14 protein-coding genes are annotated in these 17,124 nt (G+C 72.4%); 4 read left to right on the forward strand and 10 right to left on the reverse strand.

Going from position 1 to position 17,124, the window contains the following annotated elements:
- Window positions 1-135: 135 nt before the first annotated feature.
- A complete protein-coding gene (locus TR49_RS31945) occupies window positions 136-756 on the reverse strand; it encodes a hypothetical protein (protein ID WP_042387826.1) in 621 nt (206 codons plus the stop codon).
- Window positions 757-816: 60 nt separating this feature from the next.
- Complete coding sequence (gene ahcY / locus TR49_RS31950) at window positions 817-2,265, reverse strand: adenosylhomocysteinase (RefSeq protein ID WP_042387828.1); 1,449 nt, start codon at window positions 2,263-2,265, stop codon at window positions 817-819.
- 328 nt (window positions 2,266-2,593) lie between these two features.
- On the opposite strand from ahcY, the gene TR49_RS31955 reads away from it, so the two are divergent.
- From TR49_RS31955 to TR49_RS31965, 3 genes are all read left to right on the forward strand, one after another.
- Window positions 2,594-3,610 carry a heavy metal-binding domain-containing protein gene (locus TR49_RS31955; protein WP_052434815.1) on the forward strand — a complete coding sequence of 339 codons (1,017 nt, stop codon included), beginning with the start codon at window positions 2,594-2,596 and terminating at the stop codon, window positions 3,608-3,610.
- 64 nt (window positions 3,611-3,674) lie between these two features.
- Window positions 3,675-4,505 carry a heavy metal-binding domain-containing protein gene (locus TR49_RS31960; protein ID WP_201776254.1) on the forward strand — a complete coding sequence of 277 codons (831 nt, stop codon included), beginning with the start codon at window positions 3,675-3,677 and terminating at the stop codon, window positions 4,503-4,505.
- A gap of 70 nt (window positions 4,506-4,575) precedes the next feature.
- The gene (locus tag TR49_RS31965) at window positions 4,576-4,968 is read left to right on the forward strand and encodes a hypothetical protein (RefSeq protein WP_042387829.1); all 393 of its coding nucleotides are present in this window, start codon (window positions 4,576-4,578) and stop codon (window positions 4,966-4,968) included.
- 82 nt (window positions 4,969-5,050) lie between these two features.
- On the opposite strand, the gene manA is transcribed toward TR49_RS31965, so the two are convergent.
- From manA to TR49_RS31985, 5 genes are all read right to left on the reverse strand, one after another.
- Entirely contained in the window at window positions 5,051-6,274 is a 1,224-nt protein-coding gene (manA, locus tag TR49_RS31970) for a mannose-6-phosphate isomerase, class I (protein WP_042387830.1), read from the reverse strand.
- 7 nt (window positions 6,275-6,281) lie between these two features.
- Window positions 6,282-7,508, reverse strand: coding sequence for an SIS domain-containing protein (locus TR49_RS31975; protein ID WP_042387832.1), 1,227 nt, complete (start codon window positions 7,506-7,508; stop codon window positions 6,282-6,284).
- Window positions 7,505-7,681, reverse strand: a complete 177-nt coding sequence (locus tag TR49_RS41920) for a Trm112 family protein (RefSeq protein WP_084701051.1) — start codon at window positions 7,679-7,681, stop codon at window positions 7,505-7,507. Before TR49_RS41920 ends, TR49_RS31975 begins: the two co-directional genes overlap by 4 nt.
- 165 nt (window positions 7,682-7,846) lie before the next feature.
- Complete coding sequence (locus TR49_RS31980) at window positions 7,847-9,232, reverse strand: phosphomannomutase/phosphoglucomutase (RefSeq protein ID WP_042387835.1); 1,386 nt, start codon at window positions 9,230-9,232, stop codon at window positions 7,847-7,849.
- A 165-nt stretch (window positions 9,233-9,397) separates the two neighbouring features.
- Window positions 9,398-9,778 (reverse strand): DUF3499 domain-containing protein, encoded by a 381-nt coding sequence (locus tag TR49_RS31985; protein ID WP_042387837.1) that lies wholly within the window; start codon window positions 9,776-9,778, stop codon window positions 9,398-9,400.
- Between the two features lie 255 nt (window positions 9,779-10,033).
- On the opposite strand from TR49_RS31985, the gene TR49_RS31990 reads away from it, so the two are divergent.
- Entirely contained in the window at window positions 10,034-10,429 is a 396-nt protein-coding gene (locus TR49_RS31990; protein WP_042387839.1) for a metallopeptidase family protein, read from the forward strand.
- Window positions 10,430-10,472: 43 nt separating this feature from the next.
- Here the strand turns inward: TR49_RS31990 and TR49_RS31995 are convergent, their stop codons facing one another.
- The 3 genes from TR49_RS31995 to TR49_RS32005 form a co-directional block, all read right to left on the reverse strand.
- On the reverse strand, window positions 10,473-12,062 hold the full coding sequence (locus TR49_RS31995; RefSeq protein ID WP_052434816.1) for a DUF5719 family protein: 1,590 nt from the start codon (window positions 12,060-12,062) through the stop codon (window positions 10,473-10,475).
- Between the two features lie 22 nt (window positions 12,063-12,084).
- Window positions 12,085-16,059 carry a glycosyltransferase family 2 protein gene (locus tag TR49_RS32000; RefSeq protein ID WP_084725647.1) on the reverse strand — a complete coding sequence of 1,325 codons (3,975 nt, stop codon included), beginning with the start codon at window positions 16,057-16,059 and terminating at the stop codon, window positions 12,085-12,087.
- A gap of 288 nt (window positions 16,060-16,347) precedes the next feature.
- Entirely contained in the window at window positions 16,348-16,620 is a 273-nt protein-coding gene (locus TR49_RS32005) for a WhiB family transcriptional regulator (protein ID WP_042372301.1), read from the reverse strand.
- Window positions 16,621-17,124: the final 504 nt, after the last annotated feature.

Consider the following 17,124-nt stretch of genomic DNA (forward strand, 5'->3'; position numbering starts at 1 on the left):
TTTTCCACTCTATCAGAGTTTTTCAGCTCCGATTTCGCGGTCCCCGTCAATCGGATTTACCGATTAACTATCGGGGTTTGTCACCCTGTCGAAGCGGGGCAACTCGGAGAACATTACGTGGCCGTCAGGGGCGAGTCAAATCCAGGGGCCGGGGGGTGTCTCCAGCTCCTCCAGCTCCACTCCGGGGGCGGCCAGGACCACGTCGCCGGCCAAGTGCACTTGGCCCTCCTCCCCCGTCTCCAGATCGGCGACGCGGAAGCGGCGGACGGTCAGCGGGCCGCTGTCGGTGGGGTGTGTTTCGATCCCTTCGAGCGCCCATCCCTGGTCCAGCGTGCGCGGGGCCAGCAGCGGCTCGGTGAAGGAGACGACCCGTACCCGGGCGGAGGAGCCCTCCGCCAGAGCGAGCATGCGGGCCGTGGCGACGAGGAACGCGGGCGAGCGGCCGGTGAAGGCGTGGGCCTTCTCGTTGCCCTCTCGCGTGAACGTGAGATCGGTGTCCTGTTGGTGCGTCCGCACCCAGGTGAGTCCGGAGAGTGCCCCTCCACGGACCTGCCAGCCCTGTCGGCGCAGTTCCAGCCGAATCGGACGGGACCGGGAGTCGAGCGTCAGGTCGACGGATCCGTCCAGCGCGCCGTCGACGGTGAAGGTCTGTGCTGTGTAGCGCCAGCCGGAGGGTCCGGCCGCGCAGCTGAAGCGTTCCTCACCGAGGGGAGTGTCGTCGTGCGTGTCATGGAACGAGTAACGGCCGCTGGGCATAGGTCGAGCCTATGCGCCAGCGGCCGCTGGTCGATCAACCGGTCAGGACCGGTACCGCGATCAGTAGCGGTAGTGGTCCGACTTGTACGGGCCCTCGACCTTGACGCCGATGTAGTCGGCCTGCTCCTGGGACAGCGTGGTGAGCCTCACCCCGAGCGCGTCCAGGTGCAGCCGGGCGACCTTCTCGTCCAGGTGCTTCGGCAGCGTGTAGACGCCGACCGGGTACTCCTCCGGCTTGGTGAACAGCTCGATCTGGGCCAGGGTCTGGTCCGCGAAGGAGTTGGACATCACGAACGACGGGTGCCCGGTCGCGTTGCCCAGGTTCAGCAGACGCCCCTCGGACAGCACGATGATCTTCTTGCCGTCCGCGAACGTCCAGGTGTGGACCTGCGGCTTGACCTCGTCCTTGACGATGCCCGGGATCTTGGCCAGTCCGGCCATGTCGATCTCGTTGTCGAAGTGGCCGATGTTCCCCACGATGGCCTGGTGCTTCATCCTGGCCATGTCGCCGGCCATGATGATGTCCTTGTTGCCCGTCGTGGTGACGAAGATGTCCGCGATCTCCACCACGTCCTGCAGCGTGGCGACCTGGTAGCCGTCCATCGCCGCCTGCAGCGCGCAGATCGGGTCGATCTCCGTCACGATCACCCGCGCGCCCTGACCACGCAGCGACTCCGCGCAGCCCTTGCCGACATCGCCGTAGCCGCACACCACCGCGACCTTGCCACCGATCAGCACGTCCGTCGCCCGGTTGATGCCGTCGATCAGCGAGTGCCGGCAGCCGTACTTGTTGTCGAACTTCGACTTCGTCACCGCGTCGTTGACGTTGATCGCCGGGAACAGCAGGTTCCCGTCACGGTGCATCTCGTACAGCCGGTGCACACCCGTGGTGGTCTCCTCCGTCACACCCTTGATCTCGGAGGCGACCTCGGTCCACTTCTTCGGGGTCTCCTTGAGCGTGCGGTTCAGCAGCTCGAGGATGATGCGGAACTCGTCGGAGTCAGCGGTCGAGGGGTCCGGGGCGGCGCCGGCCTTCTCGAACTCCACACCCTTGTGGACCAGCAGCGTCGCGTCGCCGCCGTCGTCCAGGATCATGTTCGGGCCCGAGAAGCCCGGCCAGGTCAGCGCCTGCTCGGTGCACCACCAGTACTCCTCCAGCGACTCGCCCTTCCAGGCGAACACCGGGATCCCCTGCGGGTCCTCCGGCGTGCCGTTCGGGCCCACCGCGATGGCCGCCGCGGCGTGGTCCTGGGTGGAGAAGATGTTGCACGAGCACCAGCGCACGTCGGCGCCGAGCGCTGCGAGGGTCTCGATGAGCACGGCCGTCTGCACCGTCATGTGCAGCGAACCGGTGATCCGCGCACCGGCCAGCGGCTGCGCGGCGGCGTACTCCTTGCGGATCGCCATCAGGCCGGGCATCTCGTGCTCGGCGAGCTGGATCTCCTTGCGGCCGAAAGCGGCCAGGGAAAGGTCGGCGACCTTGAAGTCACCGGCGTTCAGGGACGTCACGCTGTCTCTCCATCACGTCGGGGTGCGGGCGTTGGTGGCCCGGAACCGGCGCGCTGCCGAGGCGGGCTCGGGAGCGTGCGTGGGCATGCCGATGAGGCGGTGGGTTCCGGGAACCCTTGCACGTACCTCAACCGTATGACCGATTGTTCCGGACCAGTGCGTCGGAGGCCCTCTCTCCCTCGGCGTGACCGCGTCCGGGGACCCGGGCTCGCCGACCGCCATCAGCAGCGACGTCTGGTGCTTGAGACGAATCTACACCGTGCGTACATTCCGAGAGGCGCAGTTACGTGTTCGCAGAGTCGGCAGTGCGGAACGGAAGTGGGGCGGGATGACGGTTCCCTGGAGCGGCGGCGGGTTGCCACCGGTCGCCGCCGAGCGCATGGCGGAGGTCAGGCAGAGCGGCACCTGGACGTCCGCGTTGTCCACCGGCGAGTTCGCCTCCGTCCGGTCCGTCGGCTTCGAGCCGGTGGGCCAGGTGATGGGCTCGGCGGTGTTCCAGATCGCCCGCAGCGGACGCTACTGGGGCTATCACGACTGCCTCTTCTCCGGTGCGGGTTACTCCTTCGGCGGGTACGGCGAGGCGCCGATCGCCCTGTCCGGGCGCGGCGCGCCCTCGCAGGCGCTGGTGGGCGTCTTCGACCAGGCCCGCCGCACGGCGCTGGGCCGGATGACCCAGGAGTGCGCCACGCTCGGCGGCGACGGCGTGGTGGCCGCGCAGCTGACCATGCAGCCCTTCCCGAACGCGCCGAACTGCCTGGAGTTCAAGGTCATCGGCACGGCGGTGCGCGCCCGTGGGAACGTGCGGCCGAAGCAGCCGTTCACCTGCCATCTGGACGGGCAGGGCTTCGCCAAGCTGATCAGCGCGGGCTGGGTGCCCGCCGAGCTGCTGGTCGGGATGTCGATCGGGGTGCGTCACAACGACTACCGCACCCAGTCCCAGCTGTACTCGTGGCGGAACAACGAGATCACGGGCTGGAGCAACCTGATCCACGCCATCCGTGCGGACGCGCGGCAGCAGCTGCAGTTGCAGGGGTCCCGGAAGGGCGGTGACGGCGTGATCATGGCCAGCGGCGACCTGCGGGTCTGGGAGGAGTCCTGCATCCGGGCGTCCAACCGCAACTCCGAGCAGCGCGACCACGTGGCCGAGGCCACGATGATCGGCACCAGCATCGCCCGCTTCCGGACCGAGGCCGAGCCGCCGCGGACCCTGTCCGTGATGCCGCTGGGCAAGCGCGGCGACCGGCTGCGGCAGCGGCTCGCCGCGGTCGCGTCCAGCCCGTACGGCGACCGGGACCAGTACCGGCGCCTGCTCACCGAACTGCAGGACCTGGGGGACCAGGGATGAACACGCGCATGACGCAGTCGATCCGCACGAACCACGACCTGACCCATGCAAGGGGAGCTGCCCGATGAGCACCATGGACCCGACCGCCCAGGGTGTGCCCGCCGACGCGATGCGACGGCTGCAGGAGCTGCAGCCGGGTCGCGCCGGATCGATCTTCACGAGCGACCTGTCGGTCAACGAGTTCCTGCTCGTGCGCGAGGCCGGCTTCAAGCCGATCGGCCTGGTGCTGGGCAGCTCGATCTACCACGTCGGCATCCAGTTCGGCCGCTGGGGCAAGAACCAGGAGCTGGATACGCTGAGCCAGGCGATGTACCACGCGCGTGAGCTGGCGATGACCCGTATGGAGGCCGAGGCGCACGCGCTCGGCGCCGACGGCATCGTCGGGGTCAGGCTCTCGGTGGAGGCGCGCGAGTTCGGCAACGACATCGCGGAGTTCATCGCGATCGGCACGGCCGTGAAGGCCGACCACCCGGCGCCCGGCGGCGGCAGCTGGCGGAACAACAAGAACCAGCCCTTCACCTCGGACCTGTCCGGCCAGGACTTCTGGACGCTGATCCGGGCCGGCTACGCGCCGCTGGGCATGGTCATGGGCACCTGCGTCTACCACATCGCGCATCAGCGGATGGGGGCCGTGTTCTCCAACATCGGCAAGAATGTGGAGATCGAGCAGTTCACGCAGGCCCTCTACGACGCGCGCGAGTTGGCGATGTCGCGGATGCAGGCCGAGGCCGAGGCGCTGCACGCCGAGGGCGTGGTGGGCGTCCAGCTCAACGCCCACAACCACCGCTGGGGCGGGCACACCACGGAGTTCTTCTCGATCGGCACGGCGGTCCGCCCGTTGCGTCCTGACCACGAGATCGAGCGTCCGACGATGGTGCTGAGCCTGGACGGCTGAGCGGCCTGAGATGCTGGGCCCGTTCGAGCGGGTAGAGGCTCACCGGGTGCTGATGAGGGAGCGAAGGCAGATGAGCGAGATCGAGCTGCTGGCGGCGGCGTTGCGCCGGGACGCCGCGGATCTGGACATGTATGCCCAGGTGCTGACGGGTTCCCTGGCGGACGCCCTGCCGCCGGGCTCCGTCGAGCTCGCGCGCAAGCGGTCCGTCTCCGACCGGCTGTCCGGCCGTCCGGGCACGGTCGAGCGGCTGGAGGTGAGCCTGGACGACCGTCGGCTGATCCTCGTGCTGGCGCACGGCCGCCCCCAGGGCGAGGTGGCGACGGTGGTGCGCGGCGTGGTGCTGTCGCGCAAGCAGGTGGCGCTGGACGAGTGGGTCCACGAGCTGGCGACGGCGGTGGCCCTGCGGGCGGAGTCCGACGCCAGGGCCCGCGCGGCCCTGGAGAAGCTCGTGATGGGCCTCTGAGGGCTCTGGGAGCGGATCGGAGCACGGGGGGCGCGGCCCCGGTGCTCCGATCCTGTGCAGCGGCCGCCCGTCGGGGCGGCGGTCAGAGCGCGACGGTGGCCCGGAAGAGGGTCGCCGGGTTGCCGTCCTCGGCCTCGGCCGTGACGGCGGGGCTGCCGGCGGCGAGGAAGCAGGACTGGCCGGGGGCCAGCGTCAGCTGCTCGCCGGTCGCGTCCGTCAGCGAGACCCGTCCTTCGGTGCACACCACGATCTGCGGGGTGTCGGTGGGCAGCGGCCTGCCGCCCTCGGCGCCGAGCCGGTAGCGGGAGAGGCGGAACTCGTCGATCGGCGCCGGGTAGAGCTCCTCCCCCGGGTGCTCCGCCACCGACTGCGGGCGGACCACGCCCGGGTCGGTGGCTTCGAACTCGACCACCCGCAGGAGCTCCGGCACGTCGATGTGCTTCGGCGTCAGCCCCGCCCGCAGCACGTTGTCGGAGTTCGCCATGAGCTCGACGCCCAGGCCGCGGAAGTACGCGTGCGGCACCCCCGCTCCCAGGTACACCGCCTCGCCCGGCCGCAGCACCACGTGGTTGAGCAGCAGGGCGGAGAGCAGGCCCGGGTCGGCCGGGTAGTGGTCGGCCAGCGCCGCGTAGTCGCGCAGCATCACGACCTCGTCCGGCTCCGAGGACTCCTCGGCCAGATGCAGCAGCGCGTCGCGGGTGGCGGCGACGAGCGGGACGACGGTCTCGGCGTCGAGGGTGAGCGCCCAGGTCAGCGCCTCGCGCAGGGCTTCCGTCTCCGGCTTGGCGCGCAGGACGTCCAGCACCGGCGACAGGCCGGGCACACCGAGCCGCTCCAGCAGCGCCACCGTCCCGGCGGGCGCGCGGAATCCGCACACGCCGGTGAATTCGTCGAGCGCGCACAGCATCTCGGGCTTGTGGTTCGCGTCCTTGTAGTTGCGGTGGCGCGCGTCGAGCGGCACACCGGCCGCCTCCTCCGCGGCGAAGCCCGCCCGGGCCTGCGCCAGGTCCGGGTGCACCTGCACCGACAGCGGCTCCCCCGCCGCCAGGACCTTGAACAGGAACGGCAGGGCCGGCCCGAACCGCTCCACGACGGCGGTGCCGAGCTCGCTGACCGGGTCCGCCGCGATCACCTGGTCGAGGGAGCACGCGCCTGCACCGCGGTCGACGCCCGACGGCGCGCCCGGATGTGCACCCATCCACAGCTCCGCCTGCGGCTCGTCGCCGGGCTCGACGCCCAGCAACGCCGGGATCGCCGTCCGCGAACCCCAGGCATACGGTCGGACGGTGTTCTCCAGACGATCCATGCGCTCTCTAGGTCCTCTCAGCGGCGAGCCCGAGGTAGACGGCCGCGAAGTCGGTCAGTGCCACGAGTTCGGCGAGGGCCTCGACCGGATCGGTCCGGGAGGAGCCGAGCTCGCGAAGGGCGACCTGATGGTCCGCCGCGAGGCGGTGGGCCCGGGTCACGGTACGGCGCGTGCCCGGTGAACCGCTGTCCGGGAGGTGATCGGCGGGTGGCTCGCCGGTGACGTCGGGGGTGCCCTCCACCCCCGGTTCCTCGGCCCCCGGGCGGTGACGCAGCAGCACGACCTGGAGCCGCAGCCCGCCCTCGTCGTCGACCCGGTCCCGGAAGAAGGCGTCGGCCTCGGCGGATCCCGCTCCCAGCCCGCCGCTGAACAGGCCGCGCTGGGCGGCCATGGCCTCGGGCAGGACCCCGGAGAGCGCGGCGTGCCCGGCGTGGTCGGCGAGCATGGCCGCGAACCGGCCGGCGACGGCGGTGCCGCAGGGGCCGAGGCTCCACAGCAGCGGCAGGGTGGCGTCGAGCTGGGCGGCGAGGGTCTTGGCCGGGTTGTCGTACGCGGCCAGGGAGGGCCGGCAGCGCACCGCCGCCTCGTCGAGGCGGTCGGCGGCGTCGTGCAGCGCCTTCTGCTCGCCGGGCAGCAGGCCGACGCGGAGCGCGAGGGCCAGCAGCGGGGTCAGCACGCCCCAGAAGTCCGACGGGTCCTCGCGGGGCAGGTCCGCGTCCTCGTAGAGCGGTCGGCGCTCGTCCGTCTCGACGCCGGGCACATAGGGCAGCGGCAGTGCGCGCACCTGCAGCGCGGCCTGGTCGAGGCGCGAGCCGGTCGGCGCGATGACGACCAGCGAGCAGCCGCGCGCGTAGGCCCGCTCCACCAGTTTGACCAGCCCGGGGACCTCGCCGTCCGTCGCGACGGCGATCAGCAGGTCCGAGGGTGAGGCCCAGCCGGGCAGCGTCCACTCCGGTCCGGCGTCCTCGCCCGGGCCGGGGCGCAGCACCGCGACCTGGCAGACGCTGCCGCAGAGCGCCTCGAGCACGTCGCCCGCGGTCGCGGCGCTCCCGTGCCCCGCGACCAGCACGGCGCGCGGCCGTCCCTGCGGTCGCAGCGCGGCCAGCCCGGCCTCGTCCGCGGCGCGCAGCGAGGTGCGCACGCGTGCGCCCGCCGAGGCCAGCGCGAGCAGTGCGCCGCGCTCGTCGGCGCGCGCGAGCCCGTCGGTGTCGTCGAGCAGCCGCTCGTCGATCATGCCGGGCGACGCGCCTCGTCCACCAGCAGGACGGGGATCCCGTCCCGCACCGGGTAGGCGAGCCCGCAGTCGCTTCCGGTGCAGACCAGCTCCGACGCCTCCTCGTCCTCACGCAGCGGCGCATGGCACGCCGGGCAGGCGAAGATCTCCAGCAGTGCGGGTTCGATGCTCATGTCGCTGGCGCTCCGGAAGTCGTGAACGGAATCAGTGTGCAAGCAGGTTACTTGCACCTCCAGGGGCGCGAGGAACCGCGCGGGAAACCACCGACGGGCGCGGGGCCCGCTTCGACGGGGAACCCCGCGCACCGGGTGGCTTCCTCGCGCCACTGGTGCCGCGCGCTACGCGCGCACGATCGCGAGGACCTGGTCCCGCAGCGCGGCCATCCGCGCCTCGTCGCGGGCCTCGACGTTCAGCCGGAGCAGCGGCTCGGTGTTGGAGGCGCGGAGGTTGAACCACCAGTCCGCACCGGCCACGGTGAGGCCGTCCAGCTCGTCGAAGCTGACACCCGGCTCGTCCGCGAAGGTCGCGCGCACCGCGGCGACGCGCTCCGCCTGGTCGGCGACGGTGCTGTTGATCTCGCCGGACTGGACGTAGCGGTTGAAGGCGGAGACCAGCTCCGACAGCGGCTTGGGCTGCTCTCCCAGGGCGGCCAGCACGTGCAGCGCGGCCAGCATGCCGGTGTCCGCGCGCCAGAAGTCGCGGAAGTAGTAGTGCGCGGAGTGCTCGCCGCCGAAGATCGCGCCGGACTTCGCCATCTCCTCCTTGATGAAGGAGTGGCCGACCCGGGTCCGCACCACGCGGCCGCCGTTCTCGGCGACGATCTCCGGGACGGCCCAGGAGGTGATCAGGTTGTGGATGATGACCGGCTCGGTCTCGCCCGCGGCCTGCGCCTTGGCGAGCTCGCGGACCGCGACCAGCGCGGTGATCGCGCTCGGGTTGACCGGCTCGCCGTTCTCGTCGACGACGAAGCAGCGGTCGGCGTCGCCGTCGAAGGCGAGGCCGAGGTCGGCGCCCACCTCGCGGACCTTGGCCTGCAGGTCGACCAGGTTCTTCGGGTCCAGCGGGTTGGCCTCGTGGTTCGGGAAGGTGCCGTCCAGCTCGAAGTACATCGGCACGATCTCGAGCGGCAGACCGCCGAGCACCGTCGGGACGGTGTGGCCGCCCATGCCGTTGCCGGCGTCGACCGCGACCTTGAGCGGCCGGATCGAGGTCAGGTCGACCAGGCCGCGCAGGTGGTCGGCGTAGGCCTGGAGCTCGTCCTGCTGGGTGATCTTGCCGGGGGTGACCTCCACCGACGGGATCGTGACGGAGTCGTCCGCGCCGATCCAGGACTGGGTCAGCTCGCGGATCTCCACCAGGCCGGTGGACTCGCCGACCGGCGCCGCGCCCTTGCGGCAGAGCTTGATGCCGTTGTACTCGGCGGGGTTGTGGCTGGCGGTGAACATCGCGCCGGGCAGGTCGAGCTTGCCGCTGGCGAAGTACAGCTGGTCGGTGGAGCACAGGCCGATCTCCACGACGTCGGCGCCGCGCGAGGCCGCGCCCTCGGCGAAGGCGCGGGCCATCTCCGGGGAGGAGGGGCGCATGTCGTGCCCGACGACGATCGCGTCCGCACCGATGACCTGGACGAAGGCGGCTCCGAAGGCCCGTGCGAGCTCGGCGTCCCACTGGTCCGGGACGACTCCGCGGACGTCGTACGCCTTCACGATCTGCTTGAGGTCACGCACTGCGGCTCTCCGCCATTCTGTGGTCCTGGTCACACTTCTCCTGCTTTGCGCAGTGCACGATACCGGCTGTGCGTGAGCATGAAGTCAACGCCGAGTGACGCAAGGGCGTATGCGCAGGTCAGCAGGGGGCTTGAGGCGGTGTGAGTGGCCTTGGGAGGGGTGGTCTCAGGCCTCGGGTGAGAACTCGTCGGGAGTACGCAGCACGCGGAGGTGGCCGCGGCGGCCGACCTCCGTCGGGTCGGCCTCGGAGCCGCCGTCCTGGCGGCGCGCGGGCGGGCGGGCGACCTCGCGGACGGCGTTGGCCAGCGCCTCCAGGTCGTCGCCGGAGGGCCGGATCGGGCCGGTCTCCACGTTGAGGCGGACGACCTCCCAGCCGCGTGGGGCGGTCAGGCGCTCGGAGTGCTCGGCGCACAGGTCGTAGCAGTGCGGCTCGGCGTAGGTCGCGAGGGGGCCGAGAACGGCGGTGGAGTCCGCGTAGACGTACGTCAAGGTCGCCACCGCGGGACGGCCGCAGGCAGTGCGCGAACAACGACGGACAGGGCTCACGACGTTGGACGGTACCGCACTCCTGACCGGGCCGCGAAGACTCTGCCCCGGATCGGTCCCCGTGTCGTCCCGAAGGGGCCGGTTCCCCCGGTGGGGCGGGGTTTCCGGGCGGGCGAGGGTTACTGTCGGTGGCAGCGGATACGCTTAGTCGTGATGGAGAGACCACCCGTATCCACGTCCGCCTCCGGAGCGACTCCCGGGGCACCCGGAGCCGCTGCCGCACCGCGCCGGCGTCGGGACCGCCACGGCCGGGGCATGCGCGGGCCGCTGGCTCCGCGCCAGGTTCCGATCGCGCTCAGCCGCTCGGAGCTGTTCGACGAATACGTGCGGGAGTCGGTGGAGCGGCTGGAGCGGCGCTGGCCGCAGCTGGAAGAGGTCGAGTTCGCCGTCCAGGACGTGCCGGCCCCGCTGCCGGGCGAGCCCGAGCCCGACATCGAGGACGTCCGCCCTGACGAGGTCCCGCTGGGCCGCCTGGTGGAGGCGGCGAAGGGCCGCCCCGCGCGGATCGTGGTCTACCGCCGACCGGTGGAGATCCGCGCCAAGGGCCGCGAGGAGCGGGCCGCGCTGGTGCACGACGTGATGGTGGAGCAGGTCGCCGAGCTGCTCGGCGTGGAGCCGGAGGCGGTCGACCCCCGCTACGGCGAGGACTGACCGCTCCGGCTCCGGGACACTCGCCCGACGCTCGGCGGATGCCTTACTGCACCAGGATCGCCGGGTTCTGGATCACCGTGGGGATGAGCACCGTCGAGCCGTCGTCCGCGATCTGCTGGATCGTCAGACCACTGTGGTCGCCGATCTCGCGGGCGGCGTAGACCGGGCCGCCCGAGGTCGGGGTGATGGTCACGGCGAAGGTGGATGCCCCCGAGGGGGCCTGCGGCTGCACGGCGACCGTCGCGCCGGCCTGGATCCGGACGGTCTTGTCCGTCGGGGTCCCGCCACTGCCCAGGGAGCTCACGGTGACGGTGGCCGCGCCCGCCGGCGCGGTCAGCAGCAGGGATGCGCCGGACTGGTTCCCGGCGACGGTGCCGCGACGGGTGATCGGGGCGCTGCCCGCGAGGTAGGCGATGTCGCCGTGGCCCGAGGCGAAGACGGACGCGACGAAGGGCGTGGGCGCCTTCGGGTCGCTCGGGGTGAGCCGGAGTGTGGCGGGCTGACCACGGGTCACGTTGCCGAGGTCGACGTAGTTCACCATGCCGGCCTTGACGTGGATGGTCTCGTGACCGGCCGGGGTGATCCAGCCGCTCTGCGAGGCCAGCTGGATCTTGAGGTCGGCGTCGACGTCACCGGGGACGGCGACGGTGAGCCCGAACTTGCTCACGTCGCCCGGCAGCCCAGGGATCAGCGCGCTGGAGCCGAGTGTCGTCGCCGGGATCCAGTCCGATCCGTTGCCGTCCTGGCTCTCGTGCAGCGCGGCGGCGAGCTGGCCGCTGCGGACGAGGACGTGGACCGCGAGGTTCTGGCCGTCGTTGCCGGGCTGGACCAGCGAGGAGAGCAGCAGCTGGCTGGTGCCGTGGGCGGGGATGTTGATGCTGGCCGCCGAGGTGTCGTCCACCTCGCCGTCCGCGCCGAAGATCTGGACGTCGGCGTCCGCGTTGGCGTCCTGGCCGTTGGAGAGCTCCAGGTAGGCGGTGGTGCCCTTGTCGGTGTCGGCGCCGACGAACCAGAAGTCGGTGCCGGCGGGGGTGCAGCCGGTACCGGACCGACCGCTGCTGCCGACGGTGGTCTGCTGGACGGTGAAGCCGGGCGCGAGTGCGCCTCCGGCGGTCGCGGCCATGCCGGGAGCGTTGTTGCCGGAGGCGGCCTTGGCCGTCGTGGTGCCGCCGACCTGGGTCTGCTGCGCGATCGGCGAGGCCGAGGCGGAGGCGGACGCCGGGGCGGAGGACCGGCCGGAGGCCGACGACGAGGCCTTGGCCGAGGAGGACGCCGACGGATTCGCGGAGGACGACGCGGACGCGGCCGGGGAGGCCGAGTTCCCGGAGGTCGCCGTCGCCGAGCCGTTGATCGGGGTCGTCAGCGGCGTGAGCGCCGCCGCCCCCGACGAGCTGCCGGAGCCGGAGGAACCGGACGAGCCGGCGGTGCCGGCCGGGACGGCGAGGCTGTACTGGGTCGTGCCGGAGCCCTGCAGCGGCGGCGGGCAGAGCAGGCTCGTCTGCTGCACGGCGGTGCGGACGCTGTCGCCGGTCGCGGCGGCCTGGCCCTTGGGCGGCTGCACTTCGGCGACGCCGAGGGCGAGCGCGAGGACCCCGAGCGCGCCCAGCAGGGACTGGGTGGTCCGGTTGATCATCTGGTGGTCAGCTCCCTGCTCGTCACTGCTCGTCGCGGCCGGTCAGCCACGGATCGTCGGCGCCCAGCGAGCCGTACTGGCCCTGGCCGGCGTTCGCGTCGTGCCAGCCGTAGCCCTGGCCCGGCATGCCGGGTTCCTCGTGCGGCGGCTGGTAGCCCTGCTGCGGGTAGGGCTGGTGGGCCGGATCGCCGTAGGGCTGGGCCTGGCCGCCGTACGACGGGTCCCCGTAGCCCGGCTGGCCCGCGTAGCCGTCGTAACCCTCGTGGCCCTCGTACCCGTACGGCCCGCCCGGGTGGCCGCCCTGAACTCCCTGGTGGACACCCGGGTCGCCGCCGTACTCCTGGCCGTAGCCGCCGGAGAAGTCGGCATAGCCGTCGGGGGTATAGGTGCTGTAGCCGGCGCCGTAGCCGTTCGGGTCGCCGCCGGTGGCGGCGTACGCCGGGTCGGGCACACCGTGGTCGCCGGTCGGTGCGCCGCTGGGGTCGCCGTGCACGTCGCCGCCCGGTGCCGGGGCACCCGACAGGCCGTCGGCCGACGACTCCCCGGCGGCGTAGACGCCCTGCTGGGCGGCCTCCTCCTCGGCGGCCTGCGCGCCGTCCGCGCCGGACGCGGCCATGCGGCGGGCACGGCGGGAGCCGGGGACGAGCGGCTGCTCGGCGGCGGCCGCCGCCGCGGCGAGCTCGCCCTCCTCCGGCTGGTCGTCGTCGACGGTGCGGCGACGCCCCGGCAGGGCGAGGACGACCAGCGCGGCGGCGAGTACGCACTGCACCGCGATCCAGCCGGTGTGGACGATGCTCTCGTGGTAGCTGACTTCGAGCTTTCCGCCGGAGGCGGGCAGCTGGAAGCCCTGGGCCCAGCCGTCGACGGTCTTGGGCGTGAGGGCCTGGCCGTCGAGGGTCGCGGTCCAGCCGGAGTCGGCGGTGTCCGCGAGGCGCAGCACGCGCCCGTCGGATCCCGCCGGGATGGTGGTGCTGACGTCGACCGGCCCGGAGGGGACGGCGACGTCGGGGCCGCCGGTGGTGCGGATCAGGACCCGGCCGGTGTTCTCCTGGAGCCGCCACAGGCTGTCGGCCTGCTGCTGGTTCAGGCGGGCGAGTCCGGCGGTGGAGTTGAGCGTGGCGGCGAGGGTGGCGTCGACGGGCGCGAGGACCTCGACGTACTGGATGCCGAAGTTCGCCAGCTGGGCCGCCTGGTCGCCGCCGGAACCGGCCGTGAGGTCGCCGACCAGCTGCGCGAGCTGCGGCGAGGACGAGTCGGCCGCTGCTCCTTCACCACCGCCGACGGTCGGGCCGGATCCGCGCACCAGGGCGTAGGACACGACCTGGCCCTGGTCGCCGGTGCGCAGCACCAGCGTGCGGATCTGGTCGCCGCTCTGCGACTGCTGGGCGATGAACGCCGGGACGAGCGTCCCGTCGCCGCGCTGGATCGGGCCGGCCGCACCGCGGATCAGCCACCATCCGGCGGCCGCGACCGGTGCGAGGGCGGCGGCGAACAGGACGAGGGCCGCGACGGGCTGACGCCAGCCGAAGTTGATGGCGGCGACACGCTCGCGGGCGTGGTCGGCGCCGATCGCGGCGGCGGCGAGCAGCGCCACGCCGGCCACGAGGGTGGTCGGGCCGCCCCAGACCGGCACGGGCGTCTGGCCCGTACCGGGGACGACCGTGGTGCCCGCTACGACGACGGTGCCGACGAGGCCGACGGTGGCGGCGCCCCAGGCGGCGACGACGGCGCGACGGCGGTCGGCGCGCAGCAGCGCGGCGAGCGCGGCCAGCGGGACGCCGACGACGAGCAGGCCGGGGACGACGCCCTTGCCGCCGGGGTCGAGGGTCAGCAGGTCGACCGGGGTGGCCGGTGCGCCGACGAGGCCGGGGATGCCGGCCTCCAGCAGGAAGCGGCCCGGGTGCATCAGCAGCCCGAGCGACCACGGTGCCAGGACCAGCAGCGGTGTGCCGAGCATGACCGCCACGCGCGGGGCCAGCCCGCGGAGCGCGCCGACCCCCTGGCCGAACGCGCCGCCGCGCAGGAACGCGCCGAGCAGCGCGACGCCGGCCAGCAGCAGGCCGAGCAGCCAGGCGAGCGGCACGAAGGCGGTGGACAGCGTGAGGGTGAAGGCGGCGACCCAGGCGCTGCGCCAGCCGGGGCGGCCGCCGCGGGCAGCGGTCTCGCGGCGGATGCCGAGGCCGAAGGCGACCGCGGCGGCGCGGGCCAGCAGCGGCAGCAGAATGGCGAGGACCGCGGTGCCGATGCGGCCCTGCGCGATGGCGCCGGTCGCGGCGGGCAGCAGCGCATAGGTGGCGCTGGCCCAGGCGCGGACCAGGCGCGAGTCGATGAGCGGCCGGGAGACCAGGTAGGCGGCGACGCCGGACAGCGGCACGGTCAGCAGCAACAGCAGCGAGACCGCGAGGCCCGGGTTGCCGAAGGAGAGGCTGGAGAGCGCGGCCAGCACGCCGAGGTAGGGCGGGGCGCTGCCGGCGGAACCGACGCCGACGGCCTGCCAGCCGCTGGCGTACTGCTGCCACAGGTCGGTGGCGCCGCCCGGGGTGGGCAGCAGCGCGCCGCCGTAGACCGAGCCGCCGGTGAGCAGCGAGCGGCAGGCGATCAGGGTCAGCACCAGCAGGCCGGCGAAGAGCACGGGCGCAGGCTTGCGGGCGATCCGCTTGAGCGTCGCGAACTGCTCGATCTCGAGGATGTCGTTGTCGTCGTCGACAGGGCCGGACTCGACGGCGCCGTGCCGGGACGAGAAGGCCTCGCCCGCGCGCCCGCCGCCGAGTTCGGCGACGAGGTTCTCCGCGGCGGCCCGGGTGGTGGCGCCGAGCGCGGGGAAGAGGGTGCGGTCGTCGAGGGCGTCGCCGGTGCGGGTGCGGCCGCGTCGGGTGCGGCCCGCGAGCAGCGAGCCGAAGCGCAGCATGACGTGGCCGAGGCCGCCGATCTCGTCGAGCGCGAGGTGCGGGGTCTTGGCGAGGAGGTAGCCGAGGGCGCGCAGCAGGGTGCTGACGTGGATCCGCAGCAGCAGGTACGGCAGCAGCGCGGCCCGGGAGTTGGCGAGCAGCGTGTAGATGCCGCCGGCCTTGTCGATGCGGTGCGGACGGTCGGGCCGGGCGCAGTCGATGGGGCGGCGCTCGCGGCTGGCGGCCTCCGCATGCCGGACGACGGCGTCGGGGGCGACGACGGTGCGATGGCCCGCGGCTGCGACGCGCCAGCACAGGTCGACGTCGTCGCGCATCAGCGGCAGCTGCTTGTCGAAGCCGCCGAGCTGCTCGAAGACGTCACGGCGGATCAGCATGCCCGCACTGGAGACGGAGAGGACGGGGCGGACCTGGTCGCGCTGGCCCTGGTCCTGCTCGCGGCGGTCCAGGCCGGTCCAACGCCGCCCGGAGCGGGCGATGCTGACGCCCACCTCGAGCAGCTGGCGCCGGTCGTACCAGGAGCGGATCTTGGGGCCGATGACGGCGGCGGTCGGGGTGGTCTCGGCGACCTGGAGCAGCCTGCGCAGCGCGTCCGGCGCGGGCTCGCAGTCGTCGTGGAGCAGCCAGAGCCACTCGACGGGCTCGGTGTTGCGAGCGCCGCGCAGCTGCTCGGCGGCGAGCTCGTCGTGGTGACCGAGCGGGTCGCCGAACTGGTCGTGGCCGCCGTGCTCCGGATCGAGCGGGTCGTAGCCGTTCGGGATGGCGTAGGGCAGGCTCTCGGCGTAGAGCGGCGACAGGCCGCGCACGCTCTCGTTGACGGCGGTGCCGAAGCCGGTGCGCCGCCCGTACTGGAGCACGGCGTCCTGGCCGAGCGCGTCGGCGAGCAGGCGCGGGGTGGCGTCGGTGGATCCGGTGTCGGCGGCGACGACGCGCTGCACGGGCCGGTCCTGCTCGAGCAGGCCGCGCAGGGTCTGCGGCAGCCAACGGGCCCCGTCGTGGGCCACGACGACGGCGGTGACCAGGTGCCGGGGATAAGCCGGCGGGCGCCCTGCGCCCGGGTGCCCTGGGGGCTGATGGGTGTAGGCAGACATCGCTTGTGACGGACCCCGGTTCGCTGATCGCTACGACGCGTGCGCGCGTCAGGCGCACCGCTGGCGGACCACACTAACGGGTTGTCGTGAAGCGCGGTGAGGGCCGTGGGGCGATTCGGGTCTGCCCGCAGCCCGAGGGAACCTCTCACCTGCGTGTCGGCGTCCGGCTCTACGCAGGGTGTCCACGTGTGCTCACGTCCGACCGGTTCCGCCGTGTCCGCCGGCCCGTCACCCTTCGAGCAAGTATGCGATATGCGGAGGAATCGGACGTGGCCTGTTGATGGAAGGTCAGATCACGGCCTTCTTCAGGCGCCGGCGCTCGCGCTCCGAGAGGCCGCCCCAGATGCCGAAGCGCTCGTCGTTGGCCAGCGCGTACTCGAGGCACTCGTTGCGGACCTCGCAGGCGAGGCAGACCTTCTTGGCCTCGCGGGTCGAGCCGCCCTTCTCCGGAAAGAAGGACTCCGGGTCGGTCTGGGCGCACAGCGCGCGCTCCTGCCAGCCGAGCTCCTCCTCGACTTCTGCCTCGTCGCCGACGACCAACAGATCAAAGAGCTCGCTCATGCGCGCGCCTCCTACCCCTCGTGCTCGTGCATCCCCGTGATGCGTCCGTGACCTGATGCGGCTTTGGACACGGGTGAAATTACATGTGCGTTCTTTCGCCGCCGTCAAGCCGCGGTCTGGTATTAGGCCCCGGATTCACTCCCCGGAACCACACGGTCACCATAAGTGTGCAAATCCGGACAAACCGGAACGGCGGCTACCGCTGAGCGGAAGCTCGTCGGGATGCGTTGAGGGCGGCGTTCCCGCTCACCCACACCTCCAAACCCAGAAGGTGCTTTATCCACCGATCAGGTGATGTGGCCCCTCTCGCCCCCGGGGAAACGGAGCGGAAGTTGACAAAGGCGGTCTTGACAAGGTCTGCTTGCGGCATGTCTACGCACCGCGTCTCGTCGAGCAGCCGTCTTCACGGCTCGCTTCGCCGTGCCGCGAGTGCGCTGTGTTGTCGCTGTCGCTAGGGCCTCATTCCTCCCCCAGCCGACAGCCCCCATCCGGCCGCGAGCCAGT

Origin of the sequence: Streptacidiphilus melanogenes (assembly GCF_000787835.1) — a bacterium.
In the GTDB taxonomy this organism is placed as follows: Bacteria; Actinomycetota; Actinomycetes; order Streptomycetales; family Streptomycetaceae; genus Streptacidiphilus; species Streptacidiphilus melanogenes.